At 68.7% G+C, this 17697-nt stretch carries 15 protein-coding genes; 9 read left to right on the top strand and 6 right to left on the bottom strand.

Annotation, left to right across the window (positions count from 1 at the left end; genetic code table 11):
- Positions 1 to 32: 32 nt before the first annotated feature.
- A complete protein-coding gene (locus tag JNUCC0626_RS08275; protein ID WP_394619081.1) occupies positions 33 to 1478 on the bottom strand; it encodes a recombinase family protein in 1446 nt (481 codons plus the stop codon).
- A 451-nt stretch (positions 1479 to 1929) separates the two neighbouring features.
- Positions 1930 to 2997 (bottom strand): IS110 family transposase, encoded by a 1068-nt coding sequence (locus JNUCC0626_RS08270; protein WP_394619080.1) that lies wholly within the window; start codon positions 2995 to 2997, stop codon positions 1930 to 1932.
- Between the two features lie 591 nt (positions 2998 to 3588).
- Between JNUCC0626_RS08270 and JNUCC0626_RS08265 the strand changes: the two genes are divergently transcribed.
- Together JNUCC0626_RS08265 and JNUCC0626_RS08260 are read left to right on the top strand one after the other, a co-directional pair.
- On the top strand, positions 3589 to 3882 hold the full coding sequence (locus tag JNUCC0626_RS08265) for a hypothetical protein (protein ID WP_394619079.1): 294 nt from the start codon (positions 3589 to 3591) through the stop codon (positions 3880 to 3882).
- Positions 3846 to 4208, top strand: coding sequence for an esterase/lipase family protein (locus tag JNUCC0626_RS08260; RefSeq protein WP_394619078.1), 363 nt, complete (start codon positions 3846 to 3848; stop codon positions 4206 to 4208). The genes JNUCC0626_RS08265 and JNUCC0626_RS08260 overlap by 37 nt, the downstream gene beginning before the upstream one ends.
- A gap of 164 nt (positions 4209 to 4372) precedes the next feature.
- Here the strand turns inward: JNUCC0626_RS08260 and JNUCC0626_RS08255 are convergent, their stop codons facing one another.
- From JNUCC0626_RS08255 to JNUCC0626_RS08245, 3 genes are all read right to left on the bottom strand, one after another.
- Entirely contained in the window at positions 4373 to 5215 is an 843-nt protein-coding gene (locus JNUCC0626_RS08255; RefSeq protein ID WP_394619077.1) for a hypothetical protein, read from the bottom strand.
- 177 nt (positions 5216 to 5392) lie between these two features.
- Positions 5393 to 5563, bottom strand: coding sequence for a hypothetical protein (locus tag JNUCC0626_RS08250; protein WP_394619076.1), 171 nt, complete (start codon positions 5561 to 5563; stop codon positions 5393 to 5395).
- A 17-nt stretch (positions 5564 to 5580) separates the two neighbouring features.
- Positions 5581 to 6537: an SDR family NAD(P)-dependent oxidoreductase gene (locus tag JNUCC0626_RS08245; protein ID WP_394619075.1), complete on the bottom strand. Its 957-nt coding sequence runs from the start codon at positions 6535 to 6537 to the stop codon at positions 5581 to 5583.
- A gap of 99 nt (positions 6538 to 6636) precedes the next feature.
- Between JNUCC0626_RS08245 and JNUCC0626_RS08240 the strand changes: the two genes are divergently transcribed.
- Positions 6637 to 7302 carry a TetR/AcrR family transcriptional regulator gene (locus JNUCC0626_RS08240; protein ID WP_394619074.1) on the top strand — a complete coding sequence of 222 codons (666 nt, stop codon included), beginning with the start codon at positions 6637 to 6639 and terminating at the stop codon, positions 7300 to 7302.
- Between the two features lie 7 nt (positions 7303 to 7309).
- Here the strand turns inward: JNUCC0626_RS08240 and JNUCC0626_RS08235 are convergent, their stop codons facing one another.
- Positions 7310 to 8530, bottom strand: coding sequence for an ROK family protein (locus JNUCC0626_RS08235; protein ID WP_394619073.1), 1221 nt, complete (start codon positions 8528 to 8530; stop codon positions 7310 to 7312).
- 134 nt (positions 8531 to 8664) lie between these two features.
- Here JNUCC0626_RS08235 and JNUCC0626_RS08230 point away from each other — a divergent pair, with 134 nt between their 5' ends.
- From JNUCC0626_RS08230 to JNUCC0626_RS08205, 6 genes are read left to right on the top strand one after another with little or no spacing between them, the layout of a single operon-like run.
- On the top strand, positions 8665 to 10329 hold the full coding sequence (locus JNUCC0626_RS08230; protein WP_394619072.1) for an ABC transporter substrate-binding protein: 1665 nt from the start codon (positions 8665 to 8667) through the stop codon (positions 10327 to 10329).
- A gap of 2 nt (positions 10330 to 10331) precedes the next feature.
- On the top strand, positions 10332 to 11330 hold the full coding sequence (locus JNUCC0626_RS08225; protein WP_394619071.1) for an ABC transporter permease: 999 nt from the start codon (positions 10332 to 10334) through the stop codon (positions 11328 to 11330).
- A complete protein-coding gene (locus JNUCC0626_RS08220; protein ID WP_394619070.1) occupies positions 11327 to 13006 on the top strand; it encodes a dipeptide/oligopeptide/nickel ABC transporter permease/ATP-binding protein in 1680 nt (559 codons plus the stop codon). The genes JNUCC0626_RS08225 and JNUCC0626_RS08220 overlap by 4 nt, the downstream gene beginning before the upstream one ends.
- Positions 13003 to 13758 carry an ABC transporter ATP-binding protein gene (locus JNUCC0626_RS08215; RefSeq protein WP_394619069.1) on the top strand — a complete coding sequence of 252 codons (756 nt, stop codon included), beginning with the start codon at positions 13003 to 13005 and terminating at the stop codon, positions 13756 to 13758. Before JNUCC0626_RS08220 ends, JNUCC0626_RS08215 begins: the two co-directional genes overlap by 4 nt.
- Positions 13755 to 16217, top strand: coding sequence for a glycoside hydrolase family 2 protein (locus JNUCC0626_RS08210; RefSeq protein ID WP_394619068.1), 2463 nt, complete (start codon positions 13755 to 13757; stop codon positions 16215 to 16217). Before JNUCC0626_RS08215 ends, JNUCC0626_RS08210 begins: the two co-directional genes overlap by 4 nt.
- A complete protein-coding gene (locus JNUCC0626_RS08205; protein WP_394619067.1) occupies positions 16207 to 17046 on the top strand; it encodes a LacI family DNA-binding transcriptional regulator in 840 nt (279 codons plus the stop codon). Before JNUCC0626_RS08210 ends, JNUCC0626_RS08205 begins: the two co-directional genes overlap by 11 nt.
- Positions 17047 to 17697 lie beyond the last annotated feature (651 nt).

Below are 17697 nucleotides of genomic sequence, written 5' to 3'. Positions count from 1 at the left end.
CACGGGAGCAATTTTTCCGTGGGGTAATTGCTTTATATGGGCACTTCCGGTGCCCCCGATCCCCAATCCAGCGCTAACGCCGCTTGTGTTGCAGGTAGAGCTCGCGCGGGATTTCGACTGGTCAGCCATGGCCTTAAGTCCAGATCAGACCCTACGCATGTAATTGCTAGCTGTAGATCGTGGAGTTGTGCTGCCAGATCGGACTCCGGATTGCGCCCGCGCTCAGCGATCAGCCTCGGGAGCGCCTGAAGCACGACGTCCTCGCGAACGTAGGTATTGGCCGGTGCGTCCGGAGGCCGAGTCGACGCGCTGTTGAAGCCGTGCCGACACCGGTAGGCGGGCCTGCCGTGCACCCAGTGAGCATCCATCCTCCGGTCGCACACCCCACACACGACCAGACCTGCCAACGCGTATCTGCGCACCCCGCCGTCCTTGGCCTGCCTCGGTGCCCTGATCCGCTGAACGGCCACGAAGGTCTCATCGTCGACCAGCGGCTCGTGCGAGAGCTTCTCCGACACCTCCCACACCGTGACCGGGTTGCGGGTCACCCGGCCTGCGGCACGACCACCGCGCCGGCCTCCTGGTCCTCTCCGCCGTGTGCCGTGCCGATTCCACACCTGCCTGCCGGTGTAGCACGGGTTCTCGAGGATCGCCGCAACCGCGGTCACCACCCACCGCCCGCCCGTCCTATGCGAGTTGCGTCCTGGATCCGCACTCGACGGACACGGCACACCACGGTCGTTGAGCTCGCGGGCGATCGACGCGAGCGCACGACCACGCGCTCGTTCCCGGAACATCCGCCGCACCCAAGGCGCGGTCACCGGATCCGGCGCCAGAATCTGCAAACGCCGACCCCACCCGCTGTGGCGGGCATTCGGATGCGGGCTACCGTCGACCAAGCGATACCCGTAGGGCGGCCGGCCGCCGAGGTATCGACCCTGCTGACTGGTCTGCGCCCGCATCGCCGCCAGCACACGCTGACGAGCACGGGCCACCTCCCGCTGAGCCTGCGCACCGAGCAACACCATCAACGCCTGGTGGACCGGGCTGTCCAGTTCAACCGGACCGCCGGCCTCGGGCAACCACACCTGAACGCCCAGCTCGTTCAACCGCGAGACCACTTCACGGAACTGGTCGCCGTAAAACGCCCGCTCGTACTCGCCGATCACCACTGCGTCGAACACACGGTCCGACCTGGCCGCCGCGCCAAGCAATGCAGATGACTCAGGACGCTCCCACCACGACCAACGACGCGACCGCCCCGCGTCGAAGAACTCCACCACCACCGAGCCGACGCCATCGATCAACTCATCCGGCACGGCACGCTGCCACGCTCGAGAAGTCTGCGGGTCCTGGAACTCACTTGTGGACATCCGGCCATAGAACGCGAACCGCACACCTGCCTCGAGCATCGGCGTTGGCACTGGGCGGTGATTTGCCACCACAGCCAGCAATTCGACGTTTGTCAGCACGGTCATCACCTGCTCCTCAGGTCAGAGCCGAGACCTCAACACCGCAGGCGCATGACGAGCCCCCTCTCACGTCCACCCAAACAGCGCAGTCCGCCACTTCCGGACAATCCCTCGCCGACGTCGAGCACGAGATCCCGACTGCGCTGATGGCCAGCCCAGTCACAGGCACCTCGCGCCCGCCGCGGCGCTCGGGCTGATCGAAGGCATCTGCAACGGATTGGCCGGCGCAAGCCGGTTCGTCGGCGCCCCTGGGCCGAGGACATCGGGCGCCGCCTGGCGGTCAGTGGCTACACCGCCACCACAGTGCTGTCGTCGCTGACCGGCACCTGTCGGCGTACCGCGTTGTTTGCCCAATCGTCTCTGAGTGAAGAAGACGCCCAGAATCGTCGTTCCAACAATCACCCTTCGGGCGACGCCCTGTGAGCCGACGCCACCGGTGTCCTCTCATGGCTCCCCTCTATGTCAAGAGGCGGGAACTTGACGGCTCGGCGGTCGAGGCAGTGCGGATCTTGGCGTCGGTTACGAGTCGCTTGTAGACAGTGTCAGAGAGGCGTCGTTTGAGGCAGCGGATGGCTTCGCGTGGCGACTTGCCGTCGGCGAGCTTGCGGCGGTAGTAGGCCCGGCCCGGAGTGTCGTTGCGGAGCTGGACTATCGCCATGATGTGCAGAACCCGGTTGATCCGCCGGTTGCCCGCACGGGACAGTCGATGGCGTTGGTGCTCACCGCTGGAGGCGTCGATAGGCGCGGTGCCGTTCCAACTAGCAAACCGTCCGCGGTCCGGGAACCGACCTATGTCGCCGACATCACCCAGGATCCTGGCCGCGCTGGACGGACCAATCCCGTAGAGAGTGCGCAGACCGGTTCCGGTCGCGTCCAGGAGCTCGGTCAGCTGGGTGTCGGCCGCGGTCATCTTGCGATCGATCGTCGCCAGTTCCGTGATCAACTCTGCGGCGAGCCGCCGGCGGGTCCGGCCCACGACATCGCGTGGACGCACCGTGGCGAGTAGAGCACGTGCCTGGGTGGCGGACAGGAACTTCTTGGCACCGCCGGGAATCAGCTCGGTGAGCAGCCTGTGCAACCGGTTGACAGTGTCCGTGCGGGCCCGGCCGGGTTCGTCGCGGCGGTCGACCAGCAGCCGTAGAGCCACGGTGTGATCGTCAAGACTTACACGGTGCAGTCCGGTGGTACGCAGCGCGACCACGGCTACCGAGCGAGCGTCGGCGGCGTCGGTCTTGCAACCATGACCGGTGTCGAACACCCTCGCCCTGGCCGCGAGCTTGGCAGGGACGTCGAGAACCGGTTCACCGTCGGCGACCAGGCGTTGCGCGAGGTGCTTGCCCACGCCGTTGCAACCTTCGACCGCCCACAGCCGGTCGGGTCGGCGACGGCCCTGCTCGAGCATCCGCCGGTAGCCGTCGTTGTCGGTGCCGAAACGTCCTTGGCCGAGGCTGCGTTCCCGACCGTCGACGATCTCGATCGTGACGGACCGCTTGTGCGGATCGACACCGATGATCACTGGGCTCATGTCGTCTCCTCGCCAGCCGGGAACGGAAGGCGAGGAGGGCAACGCTACTTCGAGCTGAGCAAACCCCTCTTGAGCCACAACCCCACCGCGGTCCACGACAGGACGCACGCCACGAGTGAGCCACACCCTGGATCACTGGTGGACAGCCGATGAGAGAGCGTCCCGTCGAACACCTCGACCGAGCCTGGCCGGGCATCGATCGTGCCGCCATTCAACAAGTAGCCGATGAGCGGACTTGCCGAGCAGGAGTGCGTCGAGAGGCCATCCCGGAATTCGCAGTGTGGCGGTGGTTGTCGCGGCAGGCCGGATTGGTCCGATTCGGAGGCCCGGTCCTGCATGCTGCTCAGTCCGTGGTCCGGTCCTGCTCTGGATCATCGAAGGCTTACCCGGCATAGGTGCCGACCACGAACCGTAACGGATTCACCACTGCGACCGACGCCTTGGATGTCCAGTGGTCACTGGCTGCCAGCGGAGGTGGGAGCACGCGTGGATCGGTTGCGGCATCTGGTGGTGATTGTGCCGGGGATCGGTGGCAGCGTGCTTGCCGACGACCACGGACGCCGGGTCTGGGGACCTGGGCCTCGTGGTGTCGTGGGGACGCTGGTCCGGCCCGACCGGCTGAATCTCGCCGAGCATCCTTCGCTGAACCCGGTCGCGCTGCTGCCGACGATTTCCGTGGTGCCGCCGGTGTGGCGGGTGCCCGGCTATGACCGGCTGATCCGGCAGATCCTGAACGCGTTCCCCGGTTCGGTCGTGGAGACGGCCCGGCCGGGGGTGCCGCCGTCGGCAGCGGATGTGGTGACGGTGCCGTACGACTTTCGCCGGGTGTGGTCGCGGCGGCCGAGTACGTGCGTGATGTGGTCGAGGCGCGGCTGCGTGACCTGACTCCCGACGCGCGGCGTGAGCGGGTGATCGTGATCGGGCATTCGATGGGCGGGCTGGTGGCTCGTTATTGGCTGGGTCCGCTCGATGGCGCGGCAGACTGTGCGGCGTTGATCACCGTGGGCACGCCGCACGGCGGAGCCCCGAAGGCGTTGGACTGGCTGGTCAACGGGGTCAAGTTCGGTCCGAAGCGGTTCAGCGCTTTGACCGCGCTGCTGCGGAACTGGCCGTCGGCGTACGACCTGCTGCCGAGGTACCCGGCCATCGCCGGTTCGCCGGAGCGGTATCCGCACGAACGCGGCGCCGCGCAGGTCTCCCGGAGCCGGTAGCCGAGAGGGGGGCGCGTACCGCCTGCCAACCGACCAGCCCCAGCCGAGGCCGCCGGCGAGCACCGCCGCCGTTCCTGCCGCGAGCACCTGACGGCGGCTCAGGCGCCGCGCCCCTGTCATAGCTACAGTGTGACAGGAGATGTAAACCTGTCACACAATCGGGGCTAGGTGGGCATGGTCGCGCCGCGGTAGACGCGTTCGAGCAGGGCGTGCAGTGGCCTGTCGTAGGTCGCGAGTTCGGCCCGCGTGTTGACGTCGTTGTGCACGCCGTCGCCGTTGCGCGGCCCTTCCCGGTTGACGTCGAAGTAGCTCTGAACGCCTTCCGCCCAGTACTCGGAGGTATTGGACGCGGCGTAGGTGTTGTTCCACAGCCCGGTCGACCGGGCGCGGTCGTAGGCGGCCCGCAGTTCTCGGGTGAAGTTCGGATCGATGTGCCGCAACGCCATGTCGGCGACCGAATGACCGAACTCGTGGAGGTAGCAGTTCTCCCCGCCCTGGCCGTCCACGAGGTTGGCCTCGGTCCCCACCGACAGCGGCAGGGAGTCCGTCGCTCCCATTCCCGCCCAGTACCGGGCGTCCAGGGACGTGCCGTAGATCGCGCGGACCTCCGGGATGGAGCTCATCTTCTCGCCGCGTGCCGTGACGACCACCCGCACGTTGCGCCGGTCCAGTTCCGGGACCGGGTAGTAAGGATAGGTCCGCACCATCGCTTCCAGCTGGCGCGCGGCCTTGAGCAACGTCGCGTCCGCCACCAGCGCCGATCCCAGCACCGCGATCGACTGACCGGTGTGCACGTCCGTCGGTCCCTGCACGTACTTCGCGTACCACCTGGTGTCGAGCCGGTACCGGTCGACGACGGCCTGGGGAACGGGCCGCTGCACCGACGCCGCGGCGGACGGCATCGTGCCGCTCGCTTCGGTGGCGCCGGCGACAGCGGACGAGCCCGCCCCGGCGATCAGAAATCCGGCGACGAGGGTCGCGAGCGCACGTTCGACACTGATCTTCATTGAGGTTCCCGTGATGAGATCGCTGCGAATGGATCGGTCAGGACGCGGCGGAACCCCAGGTTAGGTACTTCGGATTCGGCGGGTCAACGATCGGAGTCGGGAAACTCCGAAAGGCGGCCCGTTTGCGGGAATTCCTCGAAAACACGGCATGTTTCGAACTCGGACATGTCGCTCCGTTCAGAAATGTCCGTACAGCTCGATCCCGCGGTCGTCCATCACGTTGTTGTGCGGCCCTGCCGACTTGTCCCGCACCGTGGCCGGGTCGAGGTCGACGGTCAGCACCGCCGTGCCGGCGGCGACGGCCCGCGTCTGCACCACATCGCGTTCGCGGCCCAGGAACGCGCGCATGGAACGGCCGTGCCCGGTCAGCCGCGCGTCAGCTGTTCCGGTCCCGCAGGTTCGTGAGTCGTCAGCTCGGCCGTTGCACGGCCGACCGGGAATCGCACGCCGGTGAGGTCTTCCGAGACCGCCCAGAGGCGTTGCTGCACGGTCACGTCGTACGAGTCGGGGCTGGAGGTGACCAGCCTCGGGGAGCCGCGCCGTTCGGCCAGTCCGTCGGGTCCGTAGTACTGCCCGCCGAGGACGGACGGGTCGGTGGCCGCCCGCAGTGTGGGGAGCGCGCCCGCCGCCGCGGGCTGGGTGATCACCGGGGCGAGCCAGGTGATCAACCGGCGGGCGACCGGCGGGGTGTTGCGGGCCAGTTCGGTGTTGGAGATGCCCGGATGTGCGGCTACCGCGGCGGTGGTGCCGTGCGCGGCCAGGCGGCGTTGCAACTCGTAGGTGAACATCAGGTTGGCGAGTTTCGACTGGCCGTAGGCCGCGGAGCGGCTGTAGGAACGCTCCCACTGCAGGTCGTCGAAGTAGATGGCGGCGTTGATGCGGTGACCGGTGCTGCTGACCGTGACCACCCGCGAGCCGGGCACCGGCAGCAGCAGGTCGAGCAGCAGGCCGGTGAGCGCGAAGTGTCCCAGGTGGTTGGTGCCGAACTGCATCTCGAAGCCGTCGCGGGTGGTCTGCTTCGGCGTGTACATCACGCCGGCGTTGTTGATCAGTAGGTCGATCCGCGGGTGAGATGCCCGCAGGCCGGCCGCCGCGGCGCGCACCGAGTCCAACGAGGTCAGGTCCAGCTCCTGCACTGAGACGTCACCGCTGATCCGCGCGGCGGCCAGCTCGCCCTTCTCGGCGTCGCGCACCGCCAGCACGACCGACGCCCCGTGCTCGGCGAGCCGCCGGGCCGTCTCGAAGCCCAGTCCGGTGTTGGCACCGGTGATCACGGCCACGCGCCCGTCCTGGCGCGGGATCTGCTGCTCGGTCCACTTCATCGCGCACTCCCAATGTACCGACGGTAACTTATAGCTCAAAGCTAATGAACCGCCGGTACATTGTCAATGTACCGGCGGTACGCAAGTTAGGATCACCGCATGACGTTCCAGCGGGCACGCACCGAAGAGCAGCGCGAACTCCGGCGTCGGGCGATCCTGGAGACGACCGCGGCGATGCTCGACGAGATGCCGGTGGCCGAGGTGAGCCTGAACGAGCTGAGCCGGCGGGTCGGCCTGGCCAAGACGGCGATGCAGCGCTACTTCGAGTCCCGCGAGGCGGTGCTGCTCGACCTGATGGACGACCGCACGGCGACGTGGCTGGCCGAACTGGAGCAGGAACTGGCCGACGTCGTCGATCTGGGACAGTCCGAAGCGGAACGGGCCGAGCAGGTGGCCGACGTGCTCAGCCGCTCGCTCGCCGCCGAGACGGCGCTCTGCGACCTCTACGGCTCGCAGAGCGCCGTGCTGGAACGCAACGTCTCGGTCGAGGTGATCCGCCGGCACAAGCACGCCTCGCTGGGCAATCTCGCGGTCATGGCCGATCTCATCCGGCGGTACCTGCCCGAGGTCGGCGATCGCGCCGAGCAGTTCTGCCTGCTCCTCCTGCTGGTGGCGGGCGGTCTGTCCGCCTACACCTCACCGCCACCGAGCCTGCTCTCCGTCTACGAGTCCGAGCCGGCGCTGGCGGTGCACCGCGTCGAGCTGCAACCGGCTCTGCGGCTCGCGATCATGACATCGCTCGTGGGCGCGCTGCCGCGCTCCTGAGCGGATCTCAGCGAACGAGCTGCTGGAACACCGGCGGCTCCCCCGCGGCGAGGTCGTCCGGCAGGCGCAGCCCCTGGTTGCGCGGCACGAGTTCGGACTGGAGCACGATCGCCGCGGCGCCGATCGCGGAGGCCGAGGCCGCCGAGGGCGAGAGCCGCACGGAGATCGGGTGGACGTCGCGGGCGATGAACGCGGCGTCGAGCTCCGCCCGCAGCACCGGGAGGTAGGTGGAGCCCGCGGTCGCGAAGCTCGGTCCGGTGAGGACCAGCACCTCCAGGTCCAACAGGTTGGCCAGCGTGCGGGCGGCCGCCGCGACGTAGCGCGCGGACCGTTCCAGCAACGCCACGGCACGGGCGTCGCCTTGGCGCGCGACCCTGCTGATCGCCGCGAAGTCCGCCGAGACCGGTGTGCTCGCGCGGGTCCGGCCGCCGGCCAGCCCCGCCGCACGTGCCAGGCCGCGGTCGGCGCGCGCCTGCTCGACGACCGCCGCGGGACCGGCGAGGACTTCCAGGCATCCCCGCGCGCCGCACCAGCACAGGGGGCCGTCGATGTCGAGGCAGGCGTGGCCGATCTCGCCGATGTGCCCGTTCGATCCTCGGTAGGTCGTCCCGCCGAGCACGACTCCCGCGCCGATGCCGCTGCCCATGTAGAGCGCCGCAAACGTCGAGGTGGCGCCGACGCCTCCGGACCAGTGCTCGCCGATCGCCGCGGCCGTCGCGTCGTGGTCGAGCACGACGGGCAGGCCGGTCACCTGTTCCAGTGACTTCCCCAGCTCGTGGTGCGCCGACGGCCGCGCGGACACGAGACCCAGCCCGAGGATTCGACCGCGTTCGACACCGACGCTGTCGATGAGCGCGTCCACCTCGCGAGTCACCCGGCCGACCACGTCACCGGTCGCCGCCGCCCGCGAGATCCGGGCCACGACCGCGCCGCCGAGGTTCGTCAGCACGTAGGTGGTCCGCGCGTCGTCGAGGTGGACGCCGACGGCGTAGCGAGCGAACTGGTTGAGCTGCAACATGACCCGGCGTTTGCCGCCGGTCGACTCCGCGTGCCCCGTCTCGGCGACCAGGCCCTCGTCGATCAGGCCGCGCACGACCGTGGAGATCGTCCCGCCGGTCAGCCCGGTCGCGTTGACCAGGCCCACCCGGCTGATCATCCCCGCCGCGCGGACCAGGTCGAGCACGACCGCCCTGGTGCTGGCATGGGTCACGCGCGCCGGTCGGCTCACCGCACTCCTTCGTCGAACGACGAACCCACGTCCTGCGGGTTCGGGATCAGTAAAGCACTCGGAGTCGTTGACTTTCTTTGTTTAGTAACTGAAGAATCTCGGCCACGCTCGACCAGCCACGAGGAGGACCAGCGATGTTCCTGCACAAGAGGCTCTGCGCGTTAGGTTTCGCGGTGGTGGTCGCAGCCACTGCCGCGTGCTCCGGGTCCGGCACCAGCGGGCAGTCGCGGGACACCCTCGTCGTCTACACGGGGCAGGCCGGCGACTACCAGCTCAACTTCAACCCGTACGCCCCCACCCAGATCGAGGGGCCGGGCACGATCTACGAACCGCTGTTCTTCTTCAACATCGCCAAGGACGTGCCTCCGAAGCCCCTGCTCGGCACCGGCTTCCAGTGGAACGCGGACGGCACCGAGCTCTCGATCACCCTCAGGGACGGCGTGGCGTGGTCCGACGGCGAGAAGTTCACCGCCGAGGACGTGAAGTTCACGCTCGACATGGTCGCGAAGACCCCCGCCATGAACCGGACGGGGTTCAAGGGTGAGACCACGGCCGTCGACGACACGCACGTCACCGTCAAGTTCGCCGAACCGTCCTACATGGACGGACCGCAGGTGCTGGGGCAGCTTTGGATCATGCCGGAGCACGTGTGGAAGAGCTACGCCACGCCCGCGACCGAGGTGAACGCGACGCCCGTCGGCACCGGCCCGTTCCAACTCGGCGACTTCAAGGCGCAGTCGTTCACCCTCAAGGCCAACCCGAAGTACTGGGGCGGCGAACCCGCGCTCAAGCAGGTCCGCTACCTGTCGCTGTCCGGCAACCAGGCGGGCGTGGACGCGCTCAAGGCCGGGTCGATCGACTGGCAGACCGGCCCGGTCCCCGACATCGGTGATGTCGAGAAGAACTACCCCGGCTACAAGGTGGTCACGCTTCCGCTCAACCAGGTCGCGTTGTTCACCTGCTCCAACTCCCAGCTCGGCTGCCAGGGCGCGCAGACCGACCCCGCCGTGCGCAGGGCGATCTACCACGGCATGAACCGCACCCAGATCAACTCGCTGGCCTTCCAGAACACCGCGAGCCCGATGTCGCCCGGCTACACCCTGCAGCCCCGCGACGAGTCGCTGATCTCGGGCAGGCTCGCGGACCGCATGGCGCCGATGGAGGCCGACAGCGCCGAGGCCGAGCAGATCCTCACCTCCGCCGGGTACGCCAAGGGTTCCGACGGCATCTACGCCAAGGACGGCAAGCCGTTGGCGCTGACGGTGAAGGTGGTCGCCGGCTGGACCGACTACATCACCACTCTGGAGACGCTGGCCCAGCAGCTGCTGAAGATCGGCATCAAGATCACGCCGCAGCAGCTGTCGTGGAACGAGTGGGCCGACGCGCGCGGCCGCGGCAACTTCGAGCTGCTGATCGACTCCGTCGAGCAGGGCCCCGCCCCCGACCCGTACTACACCTACAGCTACTTCTTCTCGACCGCGACGACCGCACCCGTCGGTCAGGCGGCGAGCCCGAACTACTCGCGCTTCAGCAACCCTGTGGTGGACACGGCGCTGGCCGAGCTGAAGAAGACCGACCGCGGCAACCCCGCGCGGCAGTCGCACTACGACGCCATCCAGGTCGAGCTGGAGAAGTCGATGCCCTACATCCCGGTGCTGACCGGCGGTGTGCCGACCGAGTACAACGCCAAGGCGTTCACCGGCTGGCCCACCAAGGACGACCTGTACGCGTTCCCGGCGGTCTGGAAGCGGCCGGACGCCTCGCAGGTGTACGTGAAGCTCAAGCCCGCCGGTAACTGACCATGGGCTACTACCTGCGCAAACTCGCGTTCTACCTCACGGCGCTGTGGGCCGCGGTGACGCTGAACTTCGTCATCCCGCGACTGCTGCCGGGCAACCCGGTCGACATCCTGATGGCCAAGCTCCAGCAACGCGGCGGCACGGTCGATCCTGCCGCGCGCACCGCCTTCGAGACGTTGCTCGGTACCGGCGGGCGCCGGTCGTTCGCCGAGGAGTACCTGGCGTACCTGGGAAACCTGCTGCGCGGCGAGCTCGGCGTGTCGGTCAGCGCGTTCCCGGCCAGGGTCTCCGACGTGATCGCGGACGCCCTGCCGTGGACCGTCGTCCTGGTGGGGCTCGCGACGCTGATGTCGTTCGCGCTGGGCGTCGGGCTCGGCGCGGTCGTGGGCTGGAAGCGCGGGACGTGGCTCGACTCGCTGGTGCCGGCGACCACGATGCTCTCGGCGGTGCCGTACTTCTGGCTGGCGCTGATCCTCGTCGCCGTGCTGTCGTCGGGCCTCGGCTGGTTCCCGCTCAACGGTGGCTACGACGTCGTCCTGGACCCCGGCTGGAGCGGTGAGTTCCTCGGGTCGGCGATCTACCACGGCGCGTTGCCCGCGTTGACGATCGTCCTGTCCTCGATCGGCGGCTGGCTGCTCGGCATGCGCAACATGATGGTGTCGGCGATGTCCGAGGACTACGTGCTCACCGCGCGGGCCAAAGGGCTGCGCGACCGCCGCATCATGGTGGGGTACGCGGCGCGCAACGCGGTGCTGCCGTCCGTGGCCGGCTTCGCCATCTCGCTGGGCTTCGTGGTGTCCGGGTCGATCGTGACCGAGCAGGTGTTCTCCTACCCCGGCATCGGCTCGAAGCTGCTGCAGGCCGTGCAGAACAACGACTACGCGCTGATGCAGGGCATCTTCCTGGTGATCACCATCGCGGTGCTCGGCGCGAACCTCGTCGTCGACCTGCTGTACGGGCTGATCGACGCGCGCACGAGGGATCGGAGCACGGTGTCGTGACCTGGTCCCCCAAGCTCGTCACCGGCGCCGGCCTCGCCGCCGTGATCGTCCTGTTCGGACTGGTCGGTCCTCTGCTCACCGGCGATCCGGCCACCATCAGGGACATCGGCCTGACCTCACCGGGCGGTGAGCATCTGCTCGGCACCACGATCACCGGGCAGGACGTGCTCGCGCAGCTCGCCCACGCCACCCGCGGATCACTGTGGATCGGCCTGCTCGTCGGGGTCATGGCGACGCTGCTGTCCGCGTTCTTCGGCATCGTGGGCGCCTACGCGGGCGGCGTGGTCGACGAGGCCTTTTCGTTGTTCTCCAACGTGGTCCTGGTCATCCCCGGACTGCCGCTCGTCATCGTCGTGGCCGGGTTCGTCCCGGCGGACCAGCGTGGCACCCTGACGATCGCGCTCGTGCTGGCGATCACCGGCTGGGCCGCCGCGGCGCGAGTGCTGCGCGCGCAGACGTTGTCGTTGCGCAACAGGGACTACGTGGCCGCGGCACGGGTTTCGGGTGAGAAGACCTCGCGGGTGATCTGCGTGGAGATCCTGCCGAACCTGCTGCCGATCGTGGCCTCGCAGTTCGTGTTCGCCGTCGTGCTGGCGATCCTGAGCGAGGCGGGCCTGTCGTTCCTCGGGCTCGGCGCGGCCAACTCGCCGACGCTCGGCACGATACTCTACTACGCGCAGAACGGCTTCGCACTGCAACGGGAAGCCTGGTGGTGGTTCGTCCCTCCGGGCCTCGTCATCGCCCTGCTCGGTGGCGCGCTCGCGCTCATCAACTTCAGCATCGACGAGGTCATCAATCCCAAGCTGCGTGACCGAGGCCGGCGCAAGCCCGATGTCGCGGCGACCACAGCACTGCTTGTCGAACCCGAACCGGACGCCGTGCTGACCGTGCGGAATCTCAACGTCGTCTACCAGGGCCCGCGACCCGTGCACGCCGTCAAAGACGTGTCGCTGACCTTGCGCCGGGGCGAGATCCTCGGCCTGGCCGGCGAGTCGGGCTGCGGCAAGACCACGCTGGCCTACGCGATCAACCGCCTGCACCGGCCACCCGCCGAGGTCACCTCGGGCTCGGTCACGTTCGAGGACCTGGACGTGCTGGGGCTCGGCCCGCGGGAGCTCAGGGAGTTTCGCTGGGTCAAGCTCTCGATGGTCTTCCAGGGCGCGATGAACTCGCTCAACCCGGTCACCCCGATCCGCGGGCAACTGCAGGACGTCCTGCGCACGCACCGCCCCGAGATGCCCGCCCTCGATCGCGCGGCGCGGTGTGCCGAGGTGCTCAGGCTGGTCGGTGTCGACCCCGCACGGCTCGGGGCCTACCCGCACGAGTTGTCCGGTGGCATGCGGCAACGGGTCATGATCGCGATGGCGTTGCTGCTCGACCCGCAAGTCATGATCATGGACGAACCGACGACCGCGCTCGACGTCCTGGTGCAGCGGGAGATCCTCGACGAGGTCATGCGCCTGAAAGACGAGCTGGGGTTCGCGGTCGTGTTCATCACCCACGACCTGCCGCTGCTGCTGGAGCTGAGCGACCGGATCGCGGTGATGCGCGACGGCGAGGTCGTCGAGCTCGCCACCGCCGAGGACCTCTACCTGAGGGCGAGGCACCCGTACTCGCGCGAGCTGCTGGCGGCGTTCCCGAGTCTGACCGGTGAGGCAGGAGCACTGATCACATGACCACGCTGGAAGTACGCGGTCTCACCAAGACCTTCCACGGCACCCACGCCGTCGACGACGTGTCGTTCACCCTCACGGCCGGGCGCACGACCGCGCTCGTCGGCGCGTCCGGCTCCGGCAAGTCGACGATCGCGCGGATGATCGCCCAGCTGACCCGGCCCACGTCCGGAGAGGTCCTGCTGACCGGCCCCGGCGGAGCGACCGTGCCGCGGCGGAACTACCGCGACCACGTGCAGATGATCTTCCAGGACCCGTTCGCGTCGCTGAACCCGTTCCACACCGTCGAGCACCACCTCGCCCGGCCGTTGCGACTGCACGGGCGTTCCCGCGACGAGGTGCCGCTCCTGCTGGAACGGGTGAGCCTCACGCCGGACTTCGCCCGCAGGCGCCCGCACGAGCTGTCGGGCGGGCAACGGCAGCGGGTGGCGATCGCCCGGGCGCTCGCTCCGGGCGCGAAGGTGATCATCGCGGACGAGCCGGTGTCCATGTTGGACGTGTCGATCCGGCTCGGCGTGCTGAAGCTGCTCGACCGCCTGCAGCGCGAGGAGGACCTCGCCGTCCTCTACATCACGCACGACCTCGCGACAGCACGCCACTTCTCCGACGAGGTCCTCGTGATGCACCGGGGCCGCGTCGTCGAACGCGGGCCGAGCGACGACGTGCTCCTGCGCCCGCAGGACCCCTACACCCGACGACTCGCCGCCGCCGCGCCCGACCCCGAAGCACGTTTCCGCCAGGGAGGAAAGCCTTGATCCGCCAGCACCTGCACGACGGATGGCAGCTGACCGCGACGACGACCGAGGTACCGGACGACATCAGGGGCAAGACCGTCCCCGCGACGGTGCCCGGCAGCACCCACCTCGACCTGCTGGCGTCCGGGCTGATCACCGACCCGTACCTCGACCGGGCCGAGGCCGAGCTCGCCTGGACGCACCGCGCGGACTGGCGCTACACCACCACGTTCCTCGCTGCGGCCGCCGGCCAGGACCAGCGGCTGGACCTCGTCTTCGACGGGCTGGACACTCTCGCGACGATCGAGCTCAACGGTGACCCGGTCGGCCAGACCGCGAACATGCACCGCGGCTACCGCTTCGACGTGCGGCCGTTCCTGCGCGACGGCACGAACGAGCTGACCGTGTCGTTCGCCTCCGCGCTGACGCACGCCGAAAAGGTCGAGGCGACTCTCGGGCGCAGAGAGCACGTCAACGCCCACCCGTTCAACATGGTGCGCAAGATGGCGTGCAGCTTCGGCTGGGACTGGGGCCCCGACCTGCAGACCGCCGGGATCTGGCGGCCGGTCCGGCTGGAACGCTGGCACACGGCCCGACTCGCCCAGGTCCGTCCGATCGTGACCGTCGCGGACGACGGAACCGGCCAGGTCGAACTGCACGTCGTAGTCGAGTGGGCGGAGAACCTGCGCGAAGACCTCGCCCTGCAGATCACGGTGGGCGCGCACAAGCGCGTCGTCCGGATCCCCGCCGGCCAGGAGACCGTGACCGCACGCGTCGACGTGGCCGACGCGGAGATCTGGTGGCCCGCCGGGTACGGCGAGCAACCGCTCTACCACCTGGACGTCGTGCTGCGCGACGAGTTCGAACCGCTCGACCAGATGGCGACGCGCATCGGGTTCCGCACGATCACCGTCGACACGACGCCGGACGAGCACGGCACCCCGTTCACGATCGTCGTGAACGGCAGGCCCCTCTTCGTCAAGGGCGCCAACTGGATCCCCGACGACCACTTCCTCACCCGGATCACGCGCGACCGGCTCGCGCGCAGGGTGGACCAGGCCGTGGACGCGCACGTGAACCTGCTGCGGGTGTGGGGCGGCGGGATCTACGAGTCGGACGACTTCTACGACGTCTGCGACGAACGAGGTGTCCTGGTGTGGCAGGACTTCCCGCTCGCCTGCGCCGCGTACCCGGAGGAAGAACCGCTGCGCGGCGAGCTGGAGGCCGAGGCCCGCGAGAACGTCGTCCGCCTGATGTCGCACGCGTCGCTGGCGTTGTGGAACGGCGGCAACGAGAACGTGTGGGGCTTCGCCGACTGGGGCTGGGCGGACCAGCTCGAGGGCCGAACCTGGGGAGCGGGCTACTACGACGACCTGCTGCCGTCGATCGTCGCCGAGCTCGACTCGACCCGCTTCTACTGCCCCAGCAGCCCGTACAGCCCCGCCGAGGGCGTGCACCCCAACGACCAGGACCACGGCACGCGCCACGAGTGGGAGGTCTGGAACCGGCTGGACCACACCCGCTACCGCGACCACGTCCCCCGGTTCTGCTCGGAGTTCGGCTTCCAGGGGCCGCCCACGTGGTCCACGCTCACCCGCTGGATCCACGACCAGCCGCTGTCCCCCACGTCGCCGAGCTTCCTCACCCACCAGAAGGCCGAGGACGGCAACGGCAAGCTCGACCGCGGCCTCGCATCTCACCTGCCCGTGCCGTCCGGCTTCGCGGACTGGCACTGGGCGACCCAGCTCAACCAGGCCAGGGCGGTGAGCTTCGGCATCGAGCACTTCCGCTCGTGGTGGCCGCGCACGACCGGCGCGATCGTCTGGCAGCTCAACGACTGCTGGCCCGTCACCTCGTGGGCCGCGATCGACAGCGAGGAGCGGGTCAAACCGCTCTGGTACGGGCTGCGGCACGCGTTCGCACCCAGGCTGCTCACCTTTCAGCCCCGCGAGGACCAGCTCGTGCTCATCGTCGTCAACGACCACGACGAACCGTGGGACGCGCACCTCACCCTGGACCGGCAGAGCTTCCGAGGCGTCACGCTCAGCCTGTCTAGACTGCGGCGGACAGTGCCACCTCGCTCGGTCCTCCAGCTGGCCCTGCCGGACGAGCTCGTGCAGCCGAAGAACGACACCGCGGAGGTCATGGTGGCGACCACCTCCGAGACACGCACCGTCCAGCCGTTCCGGCCGGACATCGACCTGTCCTACCACCCGAACCCCCTTGCCGCAGTGGCGAAAGCCGTATCCGGCGGCTACGAGGTCGAGGTGCGCGCCGAGTCGTTCGCACAGGACGTGGCCATCCTGGCCGACAGGGTCGCCCCCGACGCGGTCGTCGACGACGCCCTGGTGCCGATGCTGGCGGGCGAGGTGCGCACGTTCCACATCAGCACCAAGGCGTCCGTGGACCCGTCGGCCTTCACGAACCCGCTCGTCCTGCGCTGCGCCAACGACCTCCACGCGGTGCCCGATGCACGCTGAGCCAACTGGCGTGGTCGGCCTCGTGCTGGCCCGCCCCGCCCACCTGCTCGGCGTGGAGCCGTTCTTCATGGAGTTCATCGCGGGCATCGAGGAACCGCTCGCCGACCGCGACATGTCCGTGCTGCTGCACGTCGTGGCCGACCACGAGGCCGAGATCGCCGCCTACCGCCGCTGGGCGGACCGCAGCCTGGTCGACGCGGTGGTGGTCGTCAACCTGGTCGCGAACGACCCCCGAACAGCCGCGCTGACGAAGATCAAGCTGCCCGCCATCGTCGTGGGCGACTCAGACCTGCCCAGCGTGCGCACTGACCACGACAGCCCGGTGGCGGACGCACTCGGCCACCTGCTCGCTCTCGGCCACCGGCGCATCGCCAGGGTCACCGGCCCCAGCGCGCTGCTGCACACGCAGGCACGCACCGACGCCTTCCTCACCGGGTGCGCCAAGACCGACGTCGAGCCCGTCATCGTCGAGGGCGACTACTCGGAGGAAGCCGGCACCAAGCTCACCACCGCACTCCTGACCAGCCAGGAACCACCCACGGCGATCCTCTACGACAACGACGTGATGGCGGTCGCCGGTCTCTCGGCGGCCACCGCGCTCGGCGCCGCGGTACCGGACCACCTGAGCCTGGTGGCGTGGGACGACTCGACGCTGTGCCGCCTCGCCTCCCCCGCGCTCACCACGATGAGCGTCGACGTGCACCAGTTCGGCGTCTCCGTGGCGGAATCAGTGCTCGAACTGATCGGAGGCGCGGAGGTGAAACAGCGCTGGTCTCCAACCGCCCGCTACTTGGAACGCGAAACCACAGCGCCTCCGTCACGCGCATAACGACGTCAACGCAGCTCGACGACGAGGCGCTGTGGGGACGAACGACCGAGGATGAACGCTGCCTGCTGGTCAGCCGACCCTGACGGTCAGCACGATCACCAAGCCACCCCGTGCGTCCGAGTGTCCACAGCGTGTGCCGTCCGGAAAGGCCATCGCTGCAGCTCAAGCGGCCTCGCCTTGTAGCCGTACTGGCTGTTCTGGACCACGGCGGAAGGCAGGTCTCGGTCGCACGCGCCTGACTGTGGTGAACAATCGGCAGCCGATCACGGAGCCACGCGCTACGCCGTGATCGGGCGCAAGTTGCCAACAACTCGACGTCCTTCGCCGCCGACGACCGGCCGAGCAGCACCAGCCAGCCACCCACCTGGACGAGGATGAGGTACAGCAGTCGTAGCGCCACGCCCACGATCATGCCGACCGAACACCAGGGCCCGACCACCGCAGCTCAACGCATGTGTACGGAGTTCTGGCACCCCACACGCACCGCCGGCCACGAGCACGATCACGACCCCCAGGACCAGGCGCCGTCGACGAAGTGATCCCGCCATGTCAGCTCGCATCCCCCGTGCTCGCGTGCCACCAGCGCACAGGCGCCGTTCGATCCGTCGCGACCCAGTTGTCCCCGAGATTCGGGCCTGCTTTCTTTCTTCG

Origin of the sequence: Lentzea sp. JNUCC 0626 (genome assembly GCF_043632865.1) — a bacterium.
Taxonomy (GTDB): Bacteria; Actinomycetota; Actinomycetes; order Mycobacteriales; family Pseudonocardiaceae; genus Lentzea.
The sequence above is the reverse complement of the archived record's forward strand: the minus strand, read 5'-3'. Positions and strand labels throughout refer to the sequence as shown.